The sequence below is a fragment of the Actinospineispora spinosispora DSM 44797 genome (assembly GCF_000429025.1).
GTDB classification, from domain to species: domain Bacteria; phylum Actinomycetota; class Actinomycetes; order Mycobacteriales; family Pseudonocardiaceae; genus Pseudonocardia; species Pseudonocardia spinosispora.
On sequence record NZ_KE386833.1, the window covers coordinates 238,642 to 263,037 of the forward strand.

Annotated in this window: 26 protein-coding genes and 1 tRNA gene; 20 read left to right on the plus strand and 7 right to left on the minus strand. The window is 69.4% G+C overall.

Annotated elements, in window-relative coordinates:
* Positions 1-19 precede the first annotated feature (19 nt).
* Positions 20-706: a winged helix-turn-helix transcriptional regulator gene (locus tag G406_RS49690; RefSeq protein ID WP_051342643.1), complete on the plus strand. Its 687-nt coding sequence runs from the start codon at positions 20-22 to the stop codon at positions 704-706.
* Positions 707-824: 118 nt separating this feature from the next.
* Positions 825-1,451: an MBL fold metallo-hydrolase gene (locus G406_RS0124760; RefSeq protein WP_169736778.1), complete on the plus strand. Its 627-nt coding sequence runs from the start codon at positions 825-827 to the stop codon at positions 1,449-1,451.
* Positions 1,452-1,526: 75 nt separating this feature from the next.
* On the opposite strand, the gene G406_RS0124765 is transcribed toward G406_RS0124760, so the two are convergent.
* Positions 1,527-2,117, minus strand: a complete 591-nt coding sequence (locus G406_RS0124765; protein ID WP_028935830.1) for a TetR/AcrR family transcriptional regulator — start codon at positions 2,115-2,117, stop codon at positions 1,527-1,529.
* A gap of 104 nt (positions 2,118-2,221) precedes the next feature.
* On the opposite strand from G406_RS0124765, the gene G406_RS0124770 reads away from it, so the two are divergent.
* The 3 genes from G406_RS0124770 (at position 2,222) to G406_RS0124780 (ending at position 5,667) form a co-directional block, all read left to right on the plus strand.
* Positions 2,222-3,145 carry a ketopantoate reductase family protein gene (locus tag G406_RS0124770; RefSeq protein WP_028935831.1) on the plus strand — a complete coding sequence of 308 codons (924 nt, stop codon included), beginning with the start codon at positions 2,222-2,224 and terminating at the stop codon, positions 3,143-3,145.
* Complete coding sequence (locus G406_RS0124775; RefSeq protein WP_028935832.1) at positions 3,142-4,236, plus strand: enolase C-terminal domain-like protein; 1,095 nt, start codon at positions 3,142-3,144, stop codon at positions 4,234-4,236. The genes G406_RS0124770 and G406_RS0124775 overlap by 4 nt, the downstream gene beginning before the upstream one ends.
* 372 nt (positions 4,237-4,608) lie before the next feature.
* On the plus strand, positions 4,609-5,667 hold the full coding sequence (locus tag G406_RS0124780; protein ID WP_028935833.1) for a MerR family transcriptional regulator: 1,059 nt from the start codon (positions 4,609-4,611) through the stop codon (positions 5,665-5,667).
* Between the two features lie 254 nt (positions 5,668-5,921).
* Here the strand turns inward: G406_RS0124780 and G406_RS0124785 are convergent.
* Positions 5,922-6,007: transfer RNA gene (locus tag G406_RS0124785), tRNA-Leu, on the minus strand.
* A 69-nt stretch (positions 6,008-6,076) separates the two neighbouring features.
* Here G406_RS0124785 and G406_RS0124790 point away from each other — a divergent pair.
* Genes G406_RS0124790 through G406_RS0124800 form a run of 3 tightly spaced genes read left to right on the plus strand, consistent with a single transcriptional unit; the run spans position 6,077 to position 9,201 of the window.
* On the plus strand, positions 6,077-7,408 hold the full coding sequence (locus tag G406_RS0124790) for a M20/M25/M40 family metallo-hydrolase (RefSeq protein WP_028935834.1): 1,332 nt from the start codon (positions 6,077-6,079) through the stop codon (positions 7,406-7,408).
* A gap of 44 nt (positions 7,409-7,452) precedes the next feature.
* Entirely contained in the window at positions 7,453-8,220 is a 768-nt protein-coding gene (locus tag G406_RS0124795) for an SDR family oxidoreductase (protein WP_028935835.1), read from the plus strand.
* Complete coding sequence (locus G406_RS0124800; RefSeq protein ID WP_028935836.1) at positions 8,221-9,201, plus strand: NADPH:quinone oxidoreductase family protein; 981 nt, start codon at positions 8,221-8,223, stop codon at positions 9,199-9,201.
* A 7-nt stretch (positions 9,202-9,208) separates the two neighbouring features.
* Here G406_RS0124800 and G406_RS0124805 read toward each other — a convergent pair whose 3' ends face one another.
* Positions 9,209-9,445, minus strand: coding sequence for a DUF5703 family protein (locus G406_RS0124805; protein WP_156935145.1), 237 nt, complete (start codon positions 9,443-9,445; stop codon positions 9,209-9,211).
* A gap of 250 nt (positions 9,446-9,695) precedes the next feature.
* Between G406_RS0124805 and G406_RS0124810 the strand changes: the two genes are divergently transcribed.
* From G406_RS0124810 to G406_RS0124835, 6 genes are all read left to right on the plus strand, one after another.
* On the plus strand, positions 9,696-10,523 hold the full coding sequence (locus tag G406_RS0124810) for an undecaprenyl-diphosphate phosphatase (RefSeq protein ID WP_028935838.1): 828 nt from the start codon (positions 9,696-9,698) through the stop codon (positions 10,521-10,523).
* A 28-nt stretch (positions 10,524-10,551) separates the two neighbouring features.
* Positions 10,552-11,262 (plus strand): histidine phosphatase family protein, encoded by a 711-nt coding sequence (locus G406_RS0124815; RefSeq protein WP_028935839.1) that lies wholly within the window; start codon positions 10,552-10,554, stop codon positions 11,260-11,262.
* Between the two features lie 109 nt (positions 11,263-11,371).
* The gene (locus tag G406_RS0124820; protein WP_028935840.1) at positions 11,372-11,947 is read left to right on the plus strand and encodes a DUF3090 domain-containing protein; all 576 of its coding nucleotides are present in this window, start codon (positions 11,372-11,374) and stop codon (positions 11,945-11,947) included.
* A 12-nt stretch (positions 11,948-11,959) separates the two neighbouring features.
* On the plus strand, positions 11,960-12,766 hold the full coding sequence (locus G406_RS0124825; protein ID WP_028935841.1) for an SCO1664 family protein: 807 nt from the start codon (positions 11,960-11,962) through the stop codon (positions 12,764-12,766).
* 35 nt (positions 12,767-12,801) lie between these two features.
* Positions 12,802-14,217: an ATP-binding protein gene (locus tag G406_RS0124830; RefSeq protein ID WP_028935842.1), complete on the plus strand. Its 1,416-nt coding sequence runs from the start codon at positions 12,802-12,804 to the stop codon at positions 14,215-14,217.
* The gene (locus tag G406_RS0124835; protein WP_028935843.1) at positions 14,210-16,165 is read left to right on the plus strand and encodes a vWA domain-containing protein; all 1,956 of its coding nucleotides are present in this window, start codon (positions 14,210-14,212) and stop codon (positions 16,163-16,165) included. The genes G406_RS0124830 and G406_RS0124835 overlap by 8 nt, the downstream gene beginning before the upstream one ends.
* 45 nt (positions 16,166-16,210) lie before the next feature.
* Here G406_RS0124835 and G406_RS0124840 read toward each other — a convergent pair whose 3' ends face one another.
* Positions 16,211-17,077: a LysR family transcriptional regulator gene (locus tag G406_RS0124840; protein WP_028935844.1), complete on the minus strand. Its 867-nt coding sequence runs from the start codon at positions 17,075-17,077 to the stop codon at positions 16,211-16,213.
* Between the two features lie 76 nt (positions 17,078-17,153).
* Here G406_RS0124840 and G406_RS0124845 point away from each other — a divergent pair, with 76 nt between their 5' ends.
* The 3 genes from G406_RS0124845 to G406_RS0124855 are packed head-to-tail and all read left to right on the plus strand — an operon-like array spanning position 17,154 to position 19,374.
* A complete protein-coding gene (locus G406_RS0124845; protein WP_051342821.1) occupies positions 17,154-18,179 on the plus strand; it encodes a bile acid:sodium symporter family protein in 1,026 nt (341 codons plus the stop codon).
* Positions 18,176-18,805 (plus strand): RNA polymerase sigma factor, encoded by a 630-nt coding sequence (locus G406_RS49695; protein WP_245607211.1) that lies wholly within the window; start codon positions 18,176-18,178, stop codon positions 18,803-18,805. Before G406_RS0124845 ends, G406_RS49695 begins: the two co-directional genes overlap by 4 nt.
* A gap of 26 nt (positions 18,806-18,831) precedes the next feature.
* Positions 18,832-19,374, plus strand: coding sequence for a methylated-DNA--[protein]-cysteine S-methyltransferase (locus G406_RS0124855; protein WP_156935146.1), 543 nt, complete (start codon positions 18,832-18,834; stop codon positions 19,372-19,374).
* 1 nt (position 19,375) lies between these two features.
* Here G406_RS0124855 and G406_RS0124860 read toward each other — a convergent pair whose 3' ends face one another.
* Positions 19,376-20,665, minus strand: coding sequence for a hypothetical protein (locus G406_RS0124860; RefSeq protein WP_051342647.1), 1,290 nt, complete (start codon positions 20,663-20,665; stop codon positions 19,376-19,378).
* Positions 20,666-20,852: 187 nt separating this feature from the next.
* On the opposite strand from G406_RS0124860, the gene G406_RS57895 reads away from it, so the two are divergent.
* The 3 genes from G406_RS57895 to G406_RS0124870 are packed head-to-tail and all read left to right on the plus strand — an operon-like array spanning position 20,853 to position 21,954.
* Positions 20,853-21,029 (plus strand): hypothetical protein, encoded by a 177-nt coding sequence (locus G406_RS57895; protein ID WP_169736779.1) that lies wholly within the window; start codon positions 20,853-20,855, stop codon positions 21,027-21,029.
* Positions 21,030-21,077: 48 nt separating this feature from the next.
* Positions 21,078-21,536, plus strand: a complete 459-nt coding sequence (locus G406_RS49700) for a mycothiol transferase (RefSeq protein WP_051342649.1) — start codon at positions 21,078-21,080, stop codon at positions 21,534-21,536.
* Positions 21,537-21,573: 37 nt separating this feature from the next.
* Positions 21,574-21,954, plus strand: coding sequence for an RNA polymerase sigma factor (locus G406_RS0124870; protein WP_028935848.1), 381 nt, complete (start codon positions 21,574-21,576; stop codon positions 21,952-21,954).
* A 118-nt stretch (positions 21,955-22,072) separates the two neighbouring features.
* Here the strand turns inward: G406_RS0124870 and G406_RS0124875 are convergent, their stop codons facing one another.
* Positions 22,073-22,735, minus strand: coding sequence for a response regulator (locus G406_RS0124875; protein ID WP_028935849.1), 663 nt, complete (start codon positions 22,733-22,735; stop codon positions 22,073-22,075).
* On the minus strand, positions 22,732-24,357 hold the full coding sequence (locus tag G406_RS0124880; protein ID WP_037078354.1) for a sensor histidine kinase: 1,626 nt from the start codon (positions 24,355-24,357) through the stop codon (positions 22,732-22,734). Before G406_RS0124880 ends, G406_RS0124875 begins: the two co-directional genes overlap by 4 nt.
* Positions 24,358-24,396: the final 39 nt, after the last annotated feature.

Sequence of the window (24,396 nt, forward strand, 5' to 3'; positions counted from 1 at the left end):
GGAATACTGTCCTGTTGCCGTGGGCGCGACCTTGGTGACCGAGCGCTGGAACCTGTTGATCGTGCGCGAGCTCCTGAGCGGCCCGCGAGGCTTCAACGACATCCACCGGGGTCTGCCCGGGTTGTCCCGGACGCTGCTCAGTCAGCGTCTCCGCACACTGCGTCAAGCCGGGCTCGTCGCTACCAGCACGGCGGGGGATGGCCAGGCCCCGGGTTATCGGCTCACTGCCATGGGTGCCGGATTACGGGCGGTGCTGTTCGAGCTGGGTAGCTGGAGCGTGCGGTGGTGCTTTTCGCCCCCCACCGACGACCAGCTGGACCCGCATCTGCTGCTGTGGCGTATGCGGACCGGTTTGGTGCTGGACAACCTTCCCGATCATCGGATCACGATCGAGATCACGTTCGGCGACCACGGCGATCCACAGCCGATCCGGGGCTGGCTGGTGCTGGCCGGCGCCGATTCCTCGCTCTGTACCCGCCACCCCCTGTTCGACGTCGATGTCTACGCTCGCGCCACCTCGCGGGTCTGGCACGAGCTCTGGTACGGCCACCGGGGCTGGGGCGAGGCCCTGGACCAGGGGATACTGCGGCTCAGCGGTGAGGCTCGGCTGCTGAAACAGATGCCGCACTGGTTCCACCGTAGCGCTTTCGCCACCCAGGTCGACGGGCGTCGAACTGTGCGGGGTGACAGTCAGGCCGAGGCCTGAGGACTCTGGGTACAGAAGTTGTACCGCCAAGACCAGCTCCGGCATGTGAGCGTCTACTGCCATGGCGCCCACGCTCGCTCAGGTTGCCGACGGTGTTCATGTCGGCGCTCTGTCACCGATGAACATCTTCAACACCGTCGTGCTCGAGGGCCCGGACGGTGACGTCGTCGTCGACTCCGGCCCGCCCTGGTCACATGGTCGACTCACCCGGTTCTTGCGGGGTCGTGAGGTCACCGAGCACGTTGTCACGCACGCGCACGGCGATCACGTCGGTTCGACAGCGTGGTTGTGCAACCACACCGGCGCCCCACTGGCGATGAGCGCCATCGAGGCCGACGACTTCGAGCACGGAAGCATCGACTATCACGCCGGCGCGCTCGGCCGGCTGCTCATCGCGCCGCTCGGGCGCACCCGCCGCACCGTCGACCGTCGTCTCACCGAGGGCGACATCGTCGCTGGCTTCACCGTGCTCAGCCAGCCAGGTCACAGCCCAGGACTGCTGGCGTTCTGGCGCGAAACAGACCGCGTCCTCATCGTCGGAGACGGCCCCATCAACCTGTCCAAGGACTTCAGCTCTCCACGATGGCTGCGCATGCCGACAAAACTTCACCACAACCCCAGCAAAGCCGTCGCCTCCCGGTGGCGACTCACCGAGCTGCGACCCGAACTGATCATCTCGACACACGGCTACCCCGTGCGTGGACTCGACCAGTGGATTCAAGGCGTCCGTGCCGTGGCCCACTGAATCTGGTCTCGAGGAGTCACCCGGCAATCTGGACCAGCGGTGGCGGACACTCGGGCCGATCAGCGGGACTGACCATCAGCCGTGCGGTGCGGTCAGGCCCGCCAGCGTGCTGTCGACGATCGCCTGTAGTGCCGGACGCCCGGGCTTGGTTTTGGCTAGCACGTTCATTCCCTGCACCACGGCAACCAGTAGGTGAGCGGACTCGGGGCCGGCACCGGCTCTCAGCTCACCTGCCGCGCGTGCTCGGGTGAGGGCGCCCGCGAAGCTGGTGCGGAGGTTGGCCAGGTGTAGCTCGAACATGGCGGCCAGTTCGGGATCGCGTTCGGTGAGTTCGATGAGTGAGTTGGTCACGAGGCAGCCCCATCGGCGACGGCCGTCGACCATGGCGTCGATGAGGTGTTCGAAGTAGTCGCGCAGTCCTTGAGTTCCGCTGGGCGCGGTGTTGATCCGTTCAACCGCGTCGGCCGACACGGTCTCGGTGTAGGTGCGCAGCGCGGCCACGAACAGATCTCGCTTGTTGCCGAACGTCGCGTACACGCTGCCTGGCTGGACGCCCATGGCCTGGCAGAGCGCTTGGATCGAGGTGGCGTCGAAACCGTGCTGCCAGAAGGCTTCCAGCGCTACGCCGAGTGCTTCGCTGACGTCGAAGGTCCGTGTCCGTCCCACGCGTCAATACTAGGACAGTGATTCAAGAAAACCGGCAAACCTGCGGCAAGCATGGTAGAAATCGAGCCAGGTTTCTTGGAGGATCCCTCAAATAAGGTGGATGCATGCGCATCGCGGTGATGGGAACCGGCGGCGTGGGAGGTTACTTCGGTGCCCGGCTGGCCCAGAGCGGTCACGACGTGAGTTTCATCGCCAGGGGTCGTCACCTGGAGGCGATCCGGACCAACGAGCTTCGGGTGGAGAGCGCATCCGGTGACATTCACCTTCCCGAGGTCGACGCGACGGATGATCCTGCCTCGGTCGGGCCTGTCGACCTGGTGCTGTTCGGTGTGAAGCTGTGGGATACCGAGGCGTCGGCCGAGCTGATCAAACCGATGCTCGGTGAGCAGACCGGCGTGGTCTCGTTCCAGAACGGCGTGGTGAAGGACGACATCCTGCGTCGCGTTCTCGGTGCCGAGCACGTGATCGGCGGCGTGTGTTACATCGCCGCCACCATTGCCGGGCCGGGGGTCATCCGGCACACCGGCACACTGCAGAAGCTGGTGTTCGGCGAGTACGACGGTGCCACATCGAAACGCGTGCAGGCGTTCCACGACGCGTGCGCCGACAGCGGGATCGATGTGGAGATCAGCAACCGGATCGAGCAGACGATCTGGGAGAAGTTCGTGTTCCTGGTCGGGCTGTCCGGCACCACCAGCACCGCACGAGTTGCGATCGGTCCGATTCGTACCGATCCGCGCTCACGGGAGTTCCTTCACGACGTGATGGCCGAGGTGGTGGAGGTCGCGCGCGCCCAGGGGGTGCCGTTGCCCGAGGACTACGCCGACGACCGGCTCATCTTCACCGATGGGGTCCCGGCCGCCATGACCTCGTCGATGCACCAGGACCTCGAACGCGGCAACCGACTCGAGGTCAGGTGGCTCAGCGGCGACGTGGTCGAGCGAGGCAAAGCCCTGGGTGTAGCGACGCCGTGCAACCGGGCCATCACCGACATCTTGTCCGTGCACAGTGAGGGCCACCAGACATGACGCGTCCAGCGCTGACAGTTCGTTCGGTTGAGGCCGTTTTGGTACTGGTTCCCATGCGTCGACCGCTCGGGACCAGCGTCACCCGCATCACCGACGCCCCGCTGCTACTACTCGACCTTCAGACCGAAGAAGGGGTTACCGGGCGGGCCTACCTGTTCTGCTACCTCGAATCGGCCGGGCACGCGGCGCTCGCCCTTGTCCGGGATGTGAACCAGGTGCTGGCGGGCACCTCGGCCACCCCGGCGAGCGTGCGGTCGGTGCTCGAAGGGCGGTTCAGGCTGCTGGGCGTGCGTGGGCTGGTCGCGGCGGTGCTCGCGGGCGTCGACGCCGCGTGCTGGGACGCACTGGCCATCGCCGCTGGGCTGCCGCTTGCCCGGCTGCTCGGTGCCGACCCTCGGCCGGTTCCCGCGTACAACAGCAACGGTCTCGGGCTCATCGATGCGCGAGCCGCCGCCGACGAGGCGCAGGAACTCGTGGCCGAGGGTTTCCGGGCGGTGAAGATGAGGCTAGGCCGCGCCGATCCGAGCGAGGACCTGGCGACCGTCCGCGCCGTCCGCGCGGCGATCGGCCCGGACGTCGAGCTCATGGCTGACTACAACCAGGCCTTGGGACTGGCCGAAGCACGCGACCGCTGCCGTGCACTCGACGACGAAGGCCTGTCCTGGATCGAAGAACCGCTCCGCCACGACGACTACGCCGCGAACGCAGCCTTGACCGCCGAACTGCGCACACCGGTGCAGCTCGGAGAGAACTTCGCGGGTCCCCGCGCGATGGCTCTCGCCCTCGCGCACGGTGCCAGCGACCTGGTCATGCCCGATCTCGAGCGCATCGGCGGAGTGAGCGGCTGGATCGACGCGGCGGCGCAGGCCGACACCGCCGGACTCCCCCTGTCCTCACACCTGTTCCCGGAGGTCAGTGCGCACCTGCTCGCCGCATCGCCCACGGCACATTGGCTCGAGTACGTCGACTGGGCCAACCCGATTCTGGACGAACCTCTGCTGATCACCAACGGTTACGCGACCGCAGCGGAACGGCCCGGCTCCGGCATCCTCTGGGACCCCGTGGCCGTGGCGCGACACCGGATCGGCTGAGCGCGAGCAAGGCCATCTAGCTGGCAGAGTCTCTGAGACTTCCGCTGTGTGAGACCGCTCGTTCGGGGAACGGTGCATGTGCGGGGTGTCACCGGCATCTGTGCTGGTTGCTCACCGACAACTATCTCCGCGCCGAACTTTTCGGTGATCTCGGTGCCGAGCGAGTGCTGGAGCGGCGACCACGCATCTGTCGATTGTCGCCCAGCGAACCGGCTCCCCGCGGGGAACGGCGGCGCCTGAGGCTGATGGCGTCGGCCACGCGGATCATCCTGAAGGAACCACGAGCCGATCAGCTCAGTGGGCTTGACCTGGCCCTCGGGGCAACCTTGATCGTTGTCTGTGTCGGTCGCCGACCGGCGGGAGGAGGCACGGGTGGAATTGCTCACGACCGGTGTGTTCGCTCGTGAATCGGGGCTGTCGCGCAAGGCGTTGCGCGTGTACGAACACCACGGCGTGCTGCTCCCGGTGGCCATCGACGCCGACACCGGCTACCGCTACTACGCCCACGAGCAGCTGTCCACGGCTCGGCTCGTGGCCCGGCTGCGACGGATTGACATGCCGCTCAGGCGCGTCCGCGAGGTGTGCTCGATGACCTCGACAGCGGCAGCCGCGGCCGTCGTCGCATTCCGGGGCGAGATCGAGACCAGCGCCGCCGATCGTGTGCACGAAGCGGACCTCCTCATCACCGACCTCACACAAGGAACGATCATGACAAGCGATCGCATCACCCCGACCCTGCACACCGCGGCCCGACACCACATCGGCTCGGTGCGCACCACGAACGAGGACCTCGCCTACGGCGACGGCAGGCTCGCCGCGGTCTGCGACGGGCTGGGCGGGCACGCCCGAGGTGAAGATGCGAGCGCCGCGGCCATGGAGGTGCTGGTACGCGCATCGGCCACCGAACCTGGCCTCGAAGCACTCGACACCCTGGTCCGGGACGCCGGCGCGGCGGTGACCGCGTTGGCCTCGGGCGACGAGCGCCCGATGAGCACCCTCACGGCGCTGTTGCTCACAGCGGGCCGTCTCGCCCTTCTGCATATCGGGGACGGACGCGCGTACCTGCTGCGCGGCGGCGAGCTGTCACGCCTGACCCAGGACCACACGCACGTGCAGAACCTCGTCGATGCCGGGCGAGTCAGCCCGAGCAGCGTCCGAGATCACCCCGACCGCCCACTGCTCGTGCGCGCGCTCGGCGCCGGAGCGGGCCGCAACGAACCCGACATCGCGCTACGCACCCCGCTCACCGGCGACCGCTACCTGCTCTGCACGGACGGGCTGTGGGCCCCGGTACCTCCCTCGGAGATCGCGGACGCCCTACCCGGCGGCACCGCCGACGAGGCCGCCGACCGCCTACTCGAGCTAGCCCTGCGGCACGGCGCACCCGACAACGTCGCGATCGTGGTCGCTGACGTCGTCACCGTGACCTGATCACCGGCCTCGGGATCGTGATAAGCCTCGCCGCCGCAGCCCTGCACGCTCGCCCGCGGATTGTTGGTTCGAGCGACGCGTGGAGCTGGGAGCGATCATCGAGTGATCGATCACGTCGAGCGCCCCCACTGCAAGGGTTGAGACGCACGACGAGCAGCGACGGAGCCACAACCGCACCATCGCTGCCGCGGGCTGATGCTTGAAGGGGCCGCAAACACGGCTACCGGAAACGTGGCATGTGTGCCACCAGAGAGTGTCCGAGGGGGGACTTGAACCCCCACGCCCGTTAATAGGGCACTAGCACCTCAAGCTAGCGCGTCTGCCATTCCGCCACTCGGACCGTGGTGAGGAAAGGATAGCGGATGCCTTCCATGCCCCGTGCGCCCACCTCCGGTGGTAGGAAGATCAGGTGACGAGCAGCATCGCAGCCGAGGACGAGGTCGTCGAGCTAGCCGCAGATTTGATCCGGATCGACACCACGAACACGGGTGATCCGGCGACGGTCGTGGGCGAGCGGGAGGCCGCCGAGTATGTGGCGGGGAAGCTGACCGAGGTCGGCTACGAGATCGAGATGGTGGAGTCGGGGGCCGCGCGGCGGGACAACGTGTTCGCCCGGCTCAAGGGGGCGGATCCGTCCCGGGGCGCACTGTTGGTGCACGGGCATCTGGACGTGGTCCCTGCGGACCCGTCCGAGTGGTCCGTGCACCCGTTCTCCGGGGCCGTGCAGGACGGGTATCTGTGGGGCCGGGGCGCGGTCGACATGAAGGACATGGTCGGCATGACGCTGGCCGTGGCGCGCCGGTTCAAGCGGGACGGCATAGTGCCTCCCCGGGACATCGTGTTCGCGTTCCTCGCGGACGAGGAGGCGGGTGGGAAGTTCGGGTCGCAGTGGCTCGCCGACAACCGGCCCGACCTGTTCGAGGGGTGCACCGAGGCCGTCGGTGAGGTGGGCGGGTTCTCATTGACGCTGCCGGACCGGCAGGGCGACCCCACCACGCTGTACCTGATCGAGACGGCCGAGAAGGGCATGGCTTGGATGCGGCTGCGCGCGAAGGGCCGCGCGGGGCACGGGTCGTTCCTGCACGAGGACAACGCGGTGACGACTCTCGCCGAGGCTGTCGCGAGGCTCGGCAACCATCGTTTCCCGGTCGTGCTGACCGACACGGTGCGCGAGTTCCTGGACACGATCTCCGAGGTCACCGGGATGGAGTTCGCCCCGGACGACCTGGAGGGCGCGCTGGCCAAGATCGGGCCGTTGTCCCGGATCATCGGCGCGACCGTCCGGGACACCGCCAACCCGACGATGCTCAACGCCGGGTACAAGGCCAACGTCATCCCGTCCACCGCCGAGGCCGTGGTGGACTGCCGGGTGCTCCCGGGGCGCCAGGAGGCGTTCGAGCGGGAGGTCGACGAGCTGATCGGACCGGACGTCACCCGCGAGTGGGTCACGCACCTGCCCGCACTGCAGACCAGCTTCGACGGGGACCTGGTCGAGGCGATGGGTGCCGCGCTGCGCGCCGAGGACCCGGCTGCCCGGACGGTGCCGTACATGCTGTCCGGCGGCACCGACGCGAAGGCGTTCGAGGAGAAGCTGGGCATGCGCTGCTTCGGCTTCGCACCGCTTCGGTTGCCTCCGGAGCTGGACTTCGCCGCGCTGTTCCACGGTGTCGACGAACGTGTACCGCTCGATTCCCTGCGTTTCGGGGCGCGCGTGCTCGACCGCTTCCTGCGAACCTGCTGAGCAGAAGATCAGACAGAGCCTGCGTACCTGCTGAGGAGAACCGGATGGATCTGAAGGGTAGGGGAGCGCTCGTCACCGGCGGGGCCTCCGGAATCGGCGCGGCGGTGGTGCGGCGATTGTCCTCGGCGGGCGCCCACGTGGCGATCGTCGACCGCGATGAGGACGCCGCGCGCCGGATCGCGGACGAGGTCGCGGGGCTCGCGCTGCCCGGTGACGTGTCCGATCCGGACATCATGCCGATGATGACCTCGATCGCCGAGGACCGTTTCGGGCGCCTCGACGTCGTGTTCCTCAACGCGGGGACCACCGGTGGTCAGACCGGCACCAGTGACCTGGACGTCGAGCACTACCGCCGGGTGGTCGGCGTGAACATGGATCATGTGGTGTTCGGCACGTCGGCGGCCGTGCCGGCGCTTCGTCGGGCCGGCGGCGGCACGGTGATCGCCACGGCGTCGCTCGCCGGGCTCATGCCGTTGGCGCCCGACCCTCTCTACACGATGACCAAGCACGCGGTGGTCGGCTACGTGCGCGCGGCGGGTGCGGCGCTCGCCGACGAGGGCATCCGGGTGTGCGCCGTCTGCCCGGGCTTCGCCGACACACCGCTCATCGCCGCGCAGAAGGGCCAGTTCGGTGACTTCCCGCTGCTGACTCCCGACGACGTCGCCGACGCCGTGAGCGGCATCCTGGAGCGCGGCAAGGGGGGCGAGGCCTGGTTCGTCCAGCCCGGGCGTGAACCCGCGCCCTACGGATTCCGAGGAGTACCCGGACCGGTCGGGGGAACCCGCCCGCCTGCTGTGAAGTGGAGCCACTGAATGCGCGCCTGGCAAGTCACCGAGCTCGGTGAGCCCGCCGACGTACTGACCTTCGGCGAGATTCCGGACCCGGAACCGGGGCCCGGCCAGGCTCTGGTTCGGATCGCCGCCGTGGCCTGCAATTTCCCTGACATCTTGATCTGCCAGGGCAAATACCAGGAGAAGCCGCCGCTGCCGTACACGCCCGGCCTGGAGATCGCCGGCGAGGTGGTCGCGGTGGGCGAGGGTGCGACCGTCGCGGTGGGCGATCGGGTCCTCGGCCAGACCGGCGCTCGTGGCGGCGGCTACGCCGAGCTCGCGGTCGTCGACTCGGCCAACCTGTGGCCGTGGCCCGAGGGCATGACCGCCGCGCAGGCGGCCGGCATGTTCGTGACCTACCAGACCGGCTACTGCGCGCTGCACCGTCGCGCCCGCATCCAGGAGGGCGAGACCCTGCTGGTGCACGCGGCGGCCGGTGGTGTCGGCAGCGCCGCGGTCCAGCTCGGCAAGGCGGCGGGGGCGACCGTGATCGCCACCGCCGGCGGCGCCGACAAGTGTGACGTCGCACGCAAGCTCGGCGCCGACGAGGTGATCGACTACTCGTCCGAGGACATGATCGCCAGGGTCAAGGAGATCACCGGGGGGCGCGGCGCCGATGTGATCTACGACCCGGTCGGGGGTGACATCTTCGATGCCTCCCGCAAGGTCGTGGCGTTCGAGGGGCGCATCCTGGTGATCGGGTTCGTCGCGGGCCGCTTCGCGGATGCGCCGACCAACCACATCCTGGTCAAGAACTACGAGGTCGTGGGCGTGCACTGGGGCTTCTACCAGCGGATGGACCCGAAACGCATCCCCGAGTGGCAGAACGCGCTCACCGAGCTGTGGGACCAACGCAAGATCGATCCGTTGATCGGGCTCGAACTGCCGCTGATCGAAGCGCCGGAGGCACTGCGCCGGCTCGGTTCGCGCGGCACCGTCGGGAAGGTGGCTCTCGTTCCCTAGGAACGGGTCATTCGGTCAGGTTGGGGAGCATGTGCCGGGTGCGCCTGCGTCGGAGCCAGACCTTGCGTTCACCGCCGGGGTAGAGCCGCACCCGGGACAGCTCCCAGCCGCCGAACTCCGCCTGGATCGCCAGCCGCACCGATGCCGTGACCCGAGACACATCGGGTGGTAGCCGAAGCGGCCGGTACTCCCAATCCCCGTCGACGGTGTCTCCCTCGATCGTGCCAGTGCTGGAACGATCCACCGGCCACCTCCACCCCATGGTCCGCGCGAGTCGCCACCTCTGTCGTGGCGTGGCCCTCCACCATAGGGGGCCACCCACCGGGTGGGTAGGCGTCAACTCGCCGACCAGCGCCGTTCATGTTGGCAGGGGCACGATTTCCCGAGGTCGGAGCGCACGAGCCGGGGGTGCCGGAGCCTCTCAGGTGGGGCCGATAGCGTGACCGCCGACGCGCGGGGCGTGCCGCGCCAACGAGATCGACGGGTGGGTGTAGGTGAACCTGTTCCAAGCGGTGGTACTCGGCATCGTGGAAGGCCTGACCGAGTTCTTGCCGGTGTCCTCGACAGGTCACCTGACCATCGCGGAGAAGCTGCTCGGCCTGCAACCCGACGACCAGGCGGTCACCGCGTTCACCGCGGTGATCCAGGTGGGCGCGATCATCGCGGTGCTGGTGTACTTCGCGAAGGACCTGGCCCGGATCATCACCGGCTGGGTGCGAGGCCTGCTGAGCGCCGAGGCCCGTCAGGCCGAGGAGTACCGCTTCGGCTGGCTGATCATCCTGGGTTCGATCCCGATCGGCATCGTCGGTCTCGCCGCCAAACCGCTCATCGAAGGACCGCTGCGCAGCCTCTGGGTGGTGGCGGTCTCGCTCGTCGCGTGGAGCGCGGTCATGTGGTGGGCCGAGCGCAGCCCGTCGCAGAAGAAGGGCGAGGCGGACGTCACCGCCGTCGACGTGATCGTCATCGGCTTGATGCAGTGCCTGGCGCTGTTCCCGGGAGTGTCTCGCTCCGGCGCGACGATCAGCGGTGGTCTGCTGCGCGGCGTCGAACGGGTCACCGCCACCAAGCTGTCGTTCTACCTGGGCATTCCCGCGCTGCTGGGTGCGGGTGTGCTCGAGACGCCGAAGGCGCTGGGGCAGGGTGTCGGCTGGCTGCCGACCGCGGTGGGCACCGTGGTCAGCTTCGTGGTCGCCTACGCCTCCGTCGCGTGGCTGCTGAAGTTCGTCTCGCACAACCGGATCACCGCGTTCGTGCCGTACCGGGTGGTGCTCGGCGCCGCGATCATGGTCGCGCTCGGCGCGGGCTGGCTCGCGTCCACATGATCCTGACGAACACGTAACGTGGTTGACCGTGACCACCCTCATCCTGTTGCGGCACGGACGTTCCACCGCGAACACCACCGGAGTCCTCGCCGGCCGTACGCCCGGTGTCCAGCTCGACGACACCGGCAAGGGGCAGGCGTGGGCACTGGCACAACGCCTGAAGCCCGTCCCGCTCTCCGCCGTGGTCAGCTCCCCGATGGAACGGTGCCAGCAGACCGTCGCGCCGCTGCTCGGCGGGCGGGAGCTGTCCGTCCAGGTCGACGAGCAGCTCGCCGAGGTCGACTACGGCGACTGGACCGGACGTGAGATCAAGACGCTGCTGAAGGAGCCGCTGTGGCGGGTCGTGCAGCAGCACCCCTCCGCCGCGGTCTTCCCCGGCGGCGAAGGACTGGCGACGATGTCGGCCCGCGCGGTCGCCGCGATCCGGGCGCACGACGCACGGATCGCCGAGGAGCACGGACCGCACGCGGTCTGGCTGGCCTGCAGCCACGGTGACGTGATCAAGGCGGTCATCGCCGACGCGCTGGGCGTGCACCTCGACGGGTTCCAGCGCATCGTGGTGGATCCCTGCTCGATCAGTGTCGTGCACTACACCGAGACCAGGCCGTTCGTCGGACGGGTGAACGACAACGGCGGCGACATCTCCAACCTGTTGCCCCCGCCACCCAAGCCGGGACGGCGGAAACGCCAGGCTAAGCCCTCGTCGGACGCGGTGATCGGCGGTTCCACCGGCGCATAGCCTGGGGAGCGACGCACCTCGATGGGAGCGAGACCACCCGGATCCGCGATACCGGCGCCGTAAGGCGGATGTGCCTGTGCGCGGTAAGTAGCCTAATGTCGGGGTTGTCATGCCACGTGTCATTCATGTATTCCGCGAACCCGACCGGTTCATCGCCGGTACGGTCGGGGAGCCCGGCGACCGCGCGTTCTACCTCCAGGCAGTGGAGGAGGCGAGGACGGTGAGTGTGCTGCTCGAAAAGCAGCAGGTCACGGTCCTTGCCGAGCGAATCGACGCACTTCTGCTGGAGATTTCCCGCCGGTTCGGAGCCGAGGTCACCGACGAGGTCCCCGAGGAGCAGCTCGACATCGAGCCGCTGGTGGTGCCGCTCGAGGAGGAGTTCCGGGTCGGCACGATGGGGCTGGGCTGGGACGCCGACTCTCGCTCGATAGTGGTCGAGTTACTGGCGTTCACCGAGGAGGAGGTCGACGAGTCGGTCGTGCTCGACGACACCGACGAAGGTCCGGATGCGCTGCGCGTGTTCCTCTCCCCGGTACAGGCCAAGGCGTTCGCCACCCGCGCGGAGCGAGTCATCTCCGCGGGCCGGCCCCCCTGCCCGCTGTGCGCGGAGCCGCTCGACTCGGGCGGTCACATCTGTCCGAGGCAGAACGGCTACCACCGCCGTGCGGTGGCCGAGGAATCCTGAGCACAGCAGCACATGGACCCTCTCGACCCGGCGGTGCCGGGCCTACTTCATGCCGGGCGCCTCGAGGTCACCGGCCGCATCGTCACCGCGTCGAACGCCACGTTGTACTGCGACATCGAGCTCGACGGGGTCAAGGCCAACTGCGTCTACAAGCCGGAGCGTGGTGAACGGCCGCTGTGGGACTTCCCGGACGGGACCCTCGCCGACCGCGAGTACGCCAGCTACCTGATCGCCGAGGCGCTCAGCATGGACGGCACCGCGCCGATCATCCCGCCGACGGTCCTGCGCGAGGGCCCGTTCGGCCCGGGCATGGTGCAGCTGTGGATCGACACGAGCGACGAGCACGACATGGTCGACGTGTGCGCGCCGAACGAGGTCCCGGACGGGTGGTTGACCGTTCTGCGTGCCAGGGACGCGGTCGGTGATCCGGCGGTGCTGGTGCACGCGGATACGCCGGAGCTGCAGCGTATGGCGGTCCTGGACGTCCTGATCAACAACGCCGACCGCAAGGCCGGGCATGTGCTGACCGACGCCGAGGGCCGGGTCTACGGGGTGGACCACGGGATCTGCCTGCACGAGGAGAACAAGCTGCGCACCGTGCTCTGGGGCTGGGTGGGCAAACGTCTGCCCAGCGAGCTGCGCGACATGGTGTGCGCGCTGCGCAAGGAGCTGGACGCCGGTCTGAGCTCCCGGCTGGACGACCACCTCACGACCCGTGAGGTGCGTGCGCTGTCCGAGCGGGTCGACGCGCTGATCGCCCGCCCCAGGTTCCCGGAGCCCTCGGGACACGGCCCGGCGATACCTTGGCCCGCCTTCTGAGAGCATTTCCCGCGCAGTGGACGTAGCGTGGAGAAGTGCCAGTACTTCACGACGCACCATCACAGCTCCCGCGCACCCTCGGCGCACTGCGCGCCTCCGGGCATGAGCAGCGGGGCGTCAAAACTGAAATCCGTGAGAACCTTCTAGCGGCCCTCCGGGAGGGCCGTGATCCCTGGGTGGGCATCGTGGGCTTCGAGTCCACCGTGCTGCCCCAACTGGAACGTGCGCTGATCGCCGGTCACGACGTGGTCCTGCTCGGCGAGCGCGGCCAGGGCAAGACCCGCCTGCTGCGGTCACTGACCGGCCTGCTCGACGAATGGTCCCCCGTCATCGAGGGCTCCGAGCTGGGCGAACACCCCTACGAACCCATCGCTCCCGCGACGATCCGCAGGGCCGCCGAGCTGGGCGACGACCTGCCGGTCGGCTGGCGGCACCGCTCGCAGCGCTACACCGAGAAGCTCGCCACCCCGGACACCGCGGTGGCCGACCTGATCGGCGACGTCGACCCGGTCAAGGTCGCCGAAGGCCGGTCGCTGGGCGACCCGGAGACCATCCACTTCGGCCTGGTGCCGCGCGCGCACCGGGGCGTCGTGGCCATCAACGAGCTGCCCGACCTGGCGGAACGCATCCAGGTCGCGCTGCTCAACGTCATGGAGGAACGCGACATCCAGGTGCGGGGCTACACGCTGCGGCTGCCGCTGGACGTGCTGCTCGTGGCGAGCGCGAACCCGGAGGACTACACGAACCGAGGGCGGATCATCACTCCGCTCAAGGACCGGTTCGGCGCCGAGGTCCGCACCCACTACCCGCTCGAGGTGGCCGACGAGATCGCGCTGGTCCAGCAGGAGGCCGAGCTGGTCGCCGAGGTGCCGAGGCACCTGATCGAGGTCGTCGCCCGGTTCACCCGGCACCTGCGTGACTCCAGCGCCGTCGACCAGTCCTCCGGTGTGTCCGCGCGGTTCGCCGTGGCCGCCGCCGAGACGGTCGCGGCGTCCGCGCTGCGCAGGGCGGCGATCACCGGTGAAGGCCGGGCCTTCGCTCGTCCGGTCGACCTGGAGTCGGTGCCGTCCGTGCTGCGCGGCAAGCTGGAGTTCGCCTCCGGCGAGGAAGGCCGCGAGGAGGAGGTCCTGGAGCACCTGCTGCGCAGGGCCATCGCCGACACCGCACGGTTCGCGCTGCGCGGGGTCGACCTGACCGAGCTGGCCGACCAGGTGGCGAGCCGCCCGGTCCGGACCGGAGAGCGGATCCCGGCCGCCGAGGTCGTCTCGGCGCTGCCGTCGGTGCCGGCGCTGACCGAGGTGGCGAAGCGGCTCGACGCCTCGGGTACCGAGGATCCCGGCCCGATGGCGTCGGCCGCCGAGCTGGCTCTTGAGTACCTGTTCCTCACCCGCAAGCTGGCGAAGGACGAGTCCGAAGACGGTGCTGCCGGTGACACGGTGACTTATGGCTGATCCTCGGCGTAGGAGGCTGCGCTACGCCTACGGTCCGTACGCCGGTGGCCCGGACCCGTTGGCTCCGCCGTTCGACATCCGTCAGGCGATGGACGAGATCGGCCGCGACGTCATGGAGGGCTCGTCGCCTCGGCAGGCTCTCCAGGAGCTGCTGCGCCGGGGTATGCAGGGCCGCAGGGGTCTCGACGACCTGTCCAGGCAGGTCTGGCAGCGCCGCCGCGACCTGCAGCGCGACAATCGGCTCGACGGCACGTTGCAGCAGGTCAGGGAGCTGCTGCAGCGCGCGATGGACGCCGAGCAGGAAGCGCTCGGCCGGGAGGACTCCGACGACGCCCGGTTCCGCGAGATGCAGCTCGACGCGCTGCCGAACGACACCGGTGGCGCGGTGCGTGAGCTCGACTCCTACGACTGGCGCTCCAGCGACGCCCGCGAGGCGTACCAGGAGATCCGGGACCTGCTCGGCAGGGAGATGCTGGATCAGCGGTTCGCCGGCATGAAGCAGGCGATGGAGAACGCCACGGCGGAGGATGTCGAGCGGGTCAGGGCGATGCTCGACGACCTGAACAACCTGCTCGCCCAGCACGCGCAGGGGCAGGACACCCAGGAGCAGTTCGACGAGTTCATGGCCGAACACGGCGAGTTCTTCCCGGAGAACCCGCGCACCACCGAGGAGCTCGTCGACGTGCTCGCGGCCCGGTCGGCCGCCGCGCAGCGGATGCTCAACTCCATGTCCGCCGAGCAGCGTGCCGAGCTGGCGGAGCTGACCCAGCAGGCGTTCGGTGACCCTCGGCTCGCCCAGTCGCTGGCCCAGCTGGACGCTCAGCTGCGCGGGCTGCGCCCGGGAGAGGACTGGGACGGCTCCGGCCGGTTCCGGGGTGACAACCCGATGGGCATGGGCGAGGCGACCCGGGCGATGGAGGAGCTGGGGCAGCTCGACTCGCTGGCCGAGCAGCTCGCGCAGAGCTATCCCGGTGCCCGGCTGGAGGACATCGACCTCGACGCGGTCAGCGAGCTGCTCGGGGACGAGGCCAGGGTCGACGCACGGACGTTGGCCGAGCTGGAACGTGAGCTGCAGCGGCAGGGCCTCTTCGAGCGCGCGGCGGACGGGACGTTGCAGCTCTCTCCGAAGGCGTTGCGGCGCCTCGGTGAGTCGGCACTGCGTGACGTGGTGGACCGGATCGGTGCTCGCCGGGGTGAGCGGGAGACCCGCCGCTCGGGTGCCGCCGGTGAGGCGACCGGGGCGACCCGGCCGTGGGCGTTCGGCGACACCGAGGCCTGGTCGGTGCCGCGCACCATGCTGAACGCTCAGCTGCGTCAGGCGGGCGGGGACACCCGTCGGCTCGACGTGAGTGACGTCGAGGTGGTGGAGACCGAGCAGCGCACCCGTGCCGCGGTGGCGCTGTTGGTCGACACGTCCTGGTCGATGGTGGCCGAAGGGCGGTGGGTGCCGATGAAACGCACCGCGCTCGCTCTGCACCAGCTGATCTCGACCCGGTTCCGGGGTGACGACCTGGCGTTGATCACGTTCGGCAGGCACGCCCAGACCGTGGATCTGGGTGAGCTGGTCGGCCTGGAAGGCGCGTACGCGCAGGGCACGAACCTGCACCACGCGCTGTTGTTGGCGCAGCGGCACCTGCGTCGGCACCCGGATGCCATGCCGGTGGTGCTCGTCGTCACCGACGGCGAGCCGACCGCGCACCTGGAGCCGGACGGTGAGGCGTACTTCGACTACCCGCCCAGCCCGCACACGCTGCGCGCCACGGTGTCCGAGCTGGATCGGCTGTCCGGGATGAAGGCGATGTTCACCTTCTTCGTGCTGGGGGAGGACCCGCGCCTCGCGGCGTTCATGGACGACGTGGCCCGCCGCTGTGGCGGCAGGGGCGTCGCGCCCACCCTGGACGGCCTGGGCGCCGAGGTCGTCGCCGACTACCTCCGCACCCGCCGCTGACAGCACACCACCCGTGAGTGATTTGGGCTGCCCTGGCAGCCCAAATCACTCACGGGTGGTTCTGAGCTGGTCGGCCGAGGTGAGGATCGCCTCCGCCAGCGCCGAGCCGGGACCGTCCAGCTCCCGGCGGCCGCTGGACAGCACGAAGTCGAACGGCGCGAGCTCCGGCAGCCGTGCCTGCGGTGCGACCGGGACGAGCCCGTTCGGGATCAGCGACGATGCGTGCGCCACCACACCGAGCCCGGCCAGCGACGCCGCGCTCAAGCCGCTGAGACTGCTGCTCGTACAGGCCATCCGCCAGGGCCTGCCGACGGCTTCGAGCGCGGCGATGACCACGCTCCGGGAGATGCTCGGCGGCGGATGACAGACCAACGGCACCGGGTCGTTCGGGCCCAGAGGTGCCATCGCCGGTCCGGTGACCCAGATGTAGCGGTCGCGCCAGACCACCGTGCCGTACACCTCGCTCGGCGGGCGCTTGGCGAACACCAGGTCCAGGTCCCGGCTGTCGGCGAGCCGCTGCAGGTTTCCGCTGAGCCCCACGGTGAGCTCGAGGTCGACCAGCGGGTGACGGTGCCGGAACTCGGCCAGGATCGTGGGCAACCTGGTCAGCACGAGATCCTCGGAGATGCCGAACCTCAATCGGCCGTGCACCCGGGAGCCGTGGAAGTGCGCGAGGGCCCGCTGGGTCGTGTCCAGGATCGTGCCGGCGTAGTCGAGCATCGCCTCGCCGTCGCGGGTGAGCTCCACGGTGTGGGTGTCCCTCACGAACAGCGGCCTGCCCACCGTCGCCTCGAGCTTGCGCACGTGCTGGCTCACCGTGGGCTGCTGGACGTCGAGGTGCTCGGCCGCCCTGGTGAAGCTCAGTGTGCGCGCGACCGCGACGAACGACCTCAGATGCGCGGGGTTGAACACAGATCCACTGTAATCGCGAACTAGCATGACAATGATCGTGGTAGGCGGGTTTCCGAATGACTGTCCGACGACGACCATGGGACAGGTGAGTTCCCTGCGACGACTGACCCGCCATCTCCCGATCGACGCCTTCATGGCGCTGATCTTGCTCACCGTCGCCATCGCGGCACTGGTACCGGCAGAGGGGCAGTGGGCGGTGGGTTTCGGCAGCGCGACGACGATCGCCATCGGGGTGCTGTTCTTCCTGTACGGCGCGCGGCTGTCGCCGGCAGAGGCGCTCGACGGGCTGCGGCACTGGCGGCTGCACGGCACCGTCGTGATCGCCACGTTCGTGCTGTTCCCGCTGCTCGGCCTTGCGGTGCAGCTGCTGCCCGAGTCGATCCTCCCGCACCAGCTCGCGCTCGGCGTGCTGTTCCTGTGTTGCCTGCCCTCGACCGTCCAGTCGTCCATCGCCTTCACCTCGGTCGCCAAGGGGAACGTGCCGGCCGCGATCTGTGCCGCATCGCTGTCCAACCTGGCCGGCATCGTGGCGACCCCCGCACTGGTCGGGCTGCTGATGTCCACGCGAGGCGGCGGCTTCTCGGGGCGCGCGGTGCTGGACGTCGCGCTGCAGCTGCTGGCGCCGTTCGTGCTCGGCCAGCTGCTGCGCAGGTGGATCGCCGACTGGGTCGCGCGGCACCGTCGCATGCTGGCGGTGGTGGACCGGGGTTCGATCCTGCTGGTGGTCTACGTTGCGTTCAGCGCCGGGATGACTGCCGGCATCTGGCATCAGCTGTCCCTCGGTGCGCTCGGCGTCCTGTTGTGCGTGGACGCCGCGCTGCTCGCCCTCGTGCTCGCGGTGACCTGGTTCGTGCCGGGCAAGCTGGGCTTCTCCCGAGCCGACCGGGTCACGATCCTGTTCTGCGGCTCGAAGAAGAGCCTGGCGAGCGGGCTGCCGATGGCGAGCGTCCTGTTCGCCGGTCACGGGCTCGGGCTGCTGGTGTTGCCGGTCATGCTGTTCCACCAGATTCAGCTGATGGCCTGCGCCTGGCTGTCCGGCCGGATGGCCCGTCGGCGGGCCGCTGCAACCGTCACGGAACCGTCGGTGTTCCATACGGTGTGAGCAGCCCGAGCATCGATGTCCTAGCCCCCGAGGGCACCACCGCCGACGAGGCGGCCAGAGACGATCCGATACGACGTGCGCTCGCTGAGGACCTCGATGCCGGTTTCGTGTTGCTGTTCGAGACCTATCAGCGGTTGCTGTTCTCCACCGCGCTGCGGGTGAGTGGACGGTGGGCCGACGCGGAGGACCTCACCGCCGATGCGTTCCTGCGTGCCTATCGGGCACTCGGCGACTACCCGGCGGACCGCATCGCCACCCTGCGCCCGCGTGCCTGGCTGGTGACGATCCTGCTCAACGGGTGGCGTAACCGGCAGCGCTCGTCCGTGCGGCACCCGACGGCGCCGCTGGACAGCGCGCCCGAGGTCGTCGACCCCCGGCCCGACGTCGAGGACATCGTCACCGGCCGGGAAACGGGCGCGGAGCTGGGCGAACAGCTCGCGGAGCTGGCGTATCCGCAGCGCGTGGCAGTGGTGTTGCGTCATGTCGGTGAGCTCTCCATCGCGGAGATCGCCGAGGTGCTCGGCTGTGCTGAGGGCACCGTGAAGTCACATATCTCCCGGGGACTGGCCCGGTTACGGGTGCTGAGCGCCGAGCGCGCCGGCACGACCGATGGAGGTGTTCGATGATCACTAGAGGTGATGACGAACGAGCAATGACCAGGCAACTGGCCGGATTGGGCGTCGAACCGCCGACGGGGTTGATGGATCGGGTGGTGGCGCGCTGGTCGCAGGTGCCGGGCCCGATCGGTGAGCTGCTGGTGGCCTCGACCGAGGACGGCATCGCGTACCTGCGCACCGGAGTCGATCCGGATGAGTTCAGAACCGACTTCCGTAAGCGGTTCGCCCGGCCCCTGCTCGAAGCGCCGCAACCGCCCGCCGGTCTGATGCGCGCTCTGCGTGCAGATCTGCGCGGCGCCGACGAGCTGCCGGTGGACCTGCGCGGGCTCACCGAGTTCGCGCGCGACGTCCTGACCGTGACCAGGGCGATCCCAGTGGGGGAGACGCGGCCGTACGCCTGGGTGGCCAGCGAGATCGGCAGGCCCAAGGCCGTGCGCGCGGTCGGTACGGCTCTGGGCCGCAACCCCGTGCCGCTGGTCATCCCGTGCCACCGGGTGATCCGTTCGGACGGAACGTCCAGCGGCTACATCTTCGGCCCGGCCGCGCGCGAACGGCTCCTGCGAGCGGAGACGCGGTGACTCAGCCGTGCCAGGTCGACCGATGGTCGCGGTGGGTGTCCAGGTAGTTGCCCGGCTTGAACAGGGTGTCGTAGAAGTCCAGGTCGATGTGCTGGGCCTGCAGATAGTTCATGATCCAGACGGTCGGCACGGTGCCGGGGAACTTCCCGAACGTCTCGTCGACGTAGGTGGCCTGCAGGCTCAGCAGCTCCTTGAACCGGGCGTCGTGCGGTGCGGCCGCCCCTCGGACGCCGGGGGTGTCGAGCCACGGTCCCGGCGTGCCCGGGTTGAACGGACCGCCCGGGCCGAACTTGCGCTCCGTGTACGCCTCGACCGCGGCGGTCATGTCCGGGTAGTGCGGCCGGCAGTACGCCTCGAACACGCCGGGTAGCCCGGTGGGGTTGGGCAGTGCCCAGCTGTCGTCGGCCTGCACGTGGAACCCGAGACCGGGTACGTCGGGGCGGCCGGAGGCGCCCAGGATGCTGGGCCGGTCGATGCCGTCGAACGTCCAACCGCCCAGGCCCATCGCCTGCAGCAGCAGGTGACCGTTGTAGGCACTGGTCATGAGCTCGGCGGTCGCCTCGGCCAGCGAGTACTGCTCGACGAAGGACAACGGCAGCGGATCGTCGACGTCGACCCGGTCGGCGAAGGCGGCCAGCCCGGGGATGGGCCGCTGGTTCACGTCGTCGTAGACGGCATAGCCGTTCTGCGCGAAGAACGCGAGGTTGGCGAGCGTCTGCTGCGCCACGTCCGCCACCGGGATGACCAGCAGCGAGCCGGGGTGGTTGCCGATCCAGGTGTTGTGCCCCTCGAAGTAGGGCTGTTCCCTGGGCAGCCAGATCCGCTCGTCGGACAGCTTTCGGACGCGACCCAGCACGGCGTTGAGCCTGGTCTCGACGTCCTGGTCGTCGGGACCGGGCTCGGCGTCCCTGGTCGGCAGGAAGTACGTGCCGGACTCGTCGGTGAAGAAGAACTCCGCGGTGTGGAACCCTGCGGCCGAGGGGAAGGTGCGGCCCGCCGCGGAGCCGCTGTAGTTCGGGAACGCGGGCGCGTACCCCGGGTGGTGGGTGATGCCGTAGTGCCAGCCGGTCACGCCGGCGACCGTGGTCAGCACCAGCGCACGTTCCAGGTCGCTGAGCGGCTCGGGCTCGTGCCGGCTTCGGAAGGCGAGCGGACCGGCCGGTATCTCACCGCCCATCGGGAACCGCCGGGACCGGCGTCCGAAGATCGCGTCGAGCAGGGGGAACTCGGTCAGCCGCCGCACGGCGTCCCGTTCCACCTCGGTCAGCCGGATCGGGCGCAGATCGACCATGAGCTCTCCCTGTTCTCGACAGGTTGCGGATCAAACCAGGGCGATTCGATCATATTTCAGGCTCCGTGAGCGGGTCATCTCCACGGGACCCGCGTTGGGCGCATCAGTTGTGCCGGTCGTCGAAACGACTCGTGCCGGATACCTGAACGGGACCTGCGGGTAACAGCTCACCGGCAGACTACTAGGGGTGACAGAACCGGAGAGGTGCCGAGCGTGCGCTGCCGCACGTGATGCCGGCCAGGCGAGCTCACTGGCCTGGTCGCGTGAACGCGCGCCGGACGGCGGGATCAGCTGGCTGTGCGACCGCTGCGCCCGGGTGAACCTGCGCTCGATCGAGGCCAGGCTCCCCGACGAGTGGTGGTGAGCTGAGACGTTCCCCGAACCGACCTCGGCGGCCAGGTCCCGTGCCGAGGTGTTCGTCGGCTACCTGGACTACTTCCGTGACCAGCTGCTGGCCAAGGTCTGTTCGCTGTCCGACGATGACGCCCGGCTGAGCACGGTGCCGTCCGGCTGGGCGCCGATCGAGCTGCTCATGCACCTGCGTCACGTCGAACGGCGCTGGCTCGAATGGGGCTTCCTCGGCATGGACGTCGGTGACCCGTGGGCCGACCACCGCGACGACCGCTGGTACGTGCCGGCCGACCTGCCGCTGACCGAGGTCGCCGAGGCACTGCGTGCTCAGGGTGCCCGCTCCCGCTCGATCATCGAGGCGCACGACCTGGCCGAGATCGGCCGGCCTGGCCCACGCTGGGACGGGCAGCCTCCCGCCAGTCTCGAACGCATCCTGTTCCACCTCCTCCAGGAGTACGCCCGCCATCTCGGTCAGCTGGACGTCGTCACCGAACTGGCGGGCGGACCAGTCGGCGAGTGAGCACAGCTCTCGCCGCCGGGCACGGCATGCTGGGCGGATGGGCGGCGACGAGACCTGGACCAGCGATGAGTGCGCGCGGGCGTGGGGAGTGAAGACCCCCACGTGGCTGGGCTACGTGGCCCGCGGTCAGGCGCCCGAGCCGCTGCCCGGCTTCGACGAGCAGCGCCGCCGCAGGTGGGACGCCGAGACGGTCCGCACGTTCCCCCGGCCCGGTGTCGGCCGCACCCGAGCCGGCGCGAGTCCCGAGGCGGAGGCTCTGCTGGCCGAGATGCGCGAGGTGGCCGAGCGCATGGAGGACCTGCGCACGCGCCAACGCGACCTGCTGGCAACAGGGAAGGCCCAGGGCCTGGAGATCCAGGCGATGTCCAAGGCTTTGGGCATCTCCCGCCAGACCGCCTACGGCTGGCTCGGCCGCTGAGGCCGACCCTGGCGACTTTGCACATCTACGTGCTGCGTCGCACATGGCCGGACATGTGCGACGCAGCACGAACACGTGCAAAGTGCCCCCGGGCGCAGCCCGGCGCGCGGGGACGGGGTTAGCGGCCGGTTGTCCAGAGGTACTCGTGCTCGGGGCGGCCGGTGACGCCGTAGCGCAGGCGCATTTCCGCGTTGCCGGCATCCGCGAGCGCCGCCAGGTAGCGCTGGGCCGTGGCTCGCGCGATGCCCAGCTCGGTCGCCACCTCGGCGGCCGAGAGCGGGACGTCGGAGTCGCGCAGCCGTTCGGTCACGAGCTTGGCCGTCGCGGGGGACTGGCCCTTCGGCGAGGTCGTGCGGTTGCGATCGTAGAGGGTCTGGATGGCCCGGTCGAGGTCCTGCTGGCGTAGTGGCGCGTCGGTGCCGAGCAGCTCCCGGTAGCGGGCGTACGCGGTCAGCCGCTCCGCCAGCTGGCCCTTGGCGAACGGTTTGACCAGGTAGTTCAACGCGCCGGCACGCATTGCGGCGCGCACCGTCCTGGCGTCGGACGCGGCGGACAGGATGATCGCATCGGTGTTCAGCTCAGCGAGCAGGGCCAGCCCGGACTGGTCGGGCAGGTAGATGTCGAGCAGGACCAGGTCAGGGCGCAGTTCGCGTGCCTTCGCGCGTGCCTCGGCGCCGTTGTGCGCGACACCGACCACCTCGAAACCGGCGACCTCGGCGACGAAGCCGGCGTGCACGCCCGCGACCCGGAAGTCGTCGTCGACGATCAGCGTCCTGATCACCGGTCACCTCCCTGGTGGGTGAGCGGCCGGGACAGCACACCGGGAAGCGCGGCGACGAACAGCGCGCCCGTGTCGGCATCCCCGGCCTGGGCCAGCCACAGGTCGCCGCCGAGCGAGCGTGCCTCGTGCCGGGCAAGCGCGAGCCCCAGTCCGTGCCCCGGGGTGATCTTGGTCGTCGTGCCCTCGTCGAACAACACTGCACGCAGCTCCTCGGCGACCCCCGGGCCGCTGTCCTGCACCGAGAGGTGCAGTGTCGAGCCGTCCGCGAGCAGCGTCAGCTCGATCCACGCCGGTCGCCGGGACCCGAGGTTCGCCGCACGCAGCGCGTTGTCCAGGAGGTTGCCCAGCACCGTGGTCACGGTGACCGGCTCGGTGATCTCGCCGGTCAGCGACGAGTCATCGGACAGCCGCAGCGCGACCCCTTTCTCCTCCGCCTGCTCGGACTTGGCCAGCAGCAGCGCGCCCAGGTACGGATCGTGGACCGAGGCGTCGATGTCCGACGTGCCGGCGCCGCTGCTGTCGGTGAGCGCCTGCAGGTACTCGATCGCCTCCGCCCGATGCCCGAGCTGCAGCAGGCCGGACAGTGTGTGCAGCCGGTTGGAGTACTCGTGGCGTTGCGCACGCAGACCGTCGGTCAGCGAGCGGATCGAGTCGAGCTCACTGGTCAGCATGTCGAGGTCGGTGCGGTCGCGCAGGGTCAGCACGGTACCCAGCTCGTGATCGTCGCGCCGCACGCGACGGGAGTTGACCACGATCACCCGGTTGCCCGCGACCGCGAGCACGTTGTCCATCGGCGACTCGGCGATGGCCAGCCGGACCCGGGGCGACACGGGTAGCTCCGCCGCGCGGGAACCGATCGGAAGGTCCACGCCGAGCAGCCGCTCCGCCTCGGCGTTGCGCACCGATATCCGCTGGTCGGCGTCGACCGCGAGGACGCCTTCGCCGACGCCGTGCAGCACGGCCTCGTGTTCGTAGAGCATCTCGGTCAGCTCACGGGGCTCGACACCGTGGGTCAACCGGCGCAGCCAGCCGCTGAGCAGCCAGGACGCGGCCAGACCGAGCAGCACGGACACCACGGCGAACACCCCGATGATGACCAGCAGCCGGTTGATCTCCGCGCCCGGCACACCCACCGCGTAACCGACACTGACCTCGCCGACGACCGCCCCTCCGGCACCGAACACCGGCGTCTTGCTGCGTACCGACCTGCCGAGCGTGCCTTCCTGCACGACGCTGACCACCTCGCGCCCGGCCAACGCTTCGGCGGGACTCGTGCTGACCGGTTTACCCACCTGGTCGGGCGCCGGATGCGCGAGCCGGATCCCGTTGGCGTCGGTCACCACGACGAACAACGCCTCGGTCCGTCCGGTCAGCGACACGACCTCCGACTGGAGCGCACCACCCTGCCGTTTCGCCGCGACCGCCGCGATCACCTCGGGGTCGCTCGCGACGACGCGTGCGATGGCCAGCGCCCGCTCCCCGTACTCGTCGGTGAGCGTGTTGCGCAGCAGCCAGCCGGTCAGTGCCGCGACCAGCGCGATCAGCAGGGCGACGAGCGCGGTCTGCAACACGAAGATCTGGCGGCTGAACCGGAGCCTGCTGATGACACCCGAGCCGAGCATGGCTGCAGAACCTACTCCGCGCCGGGAGCAGAACGCGCA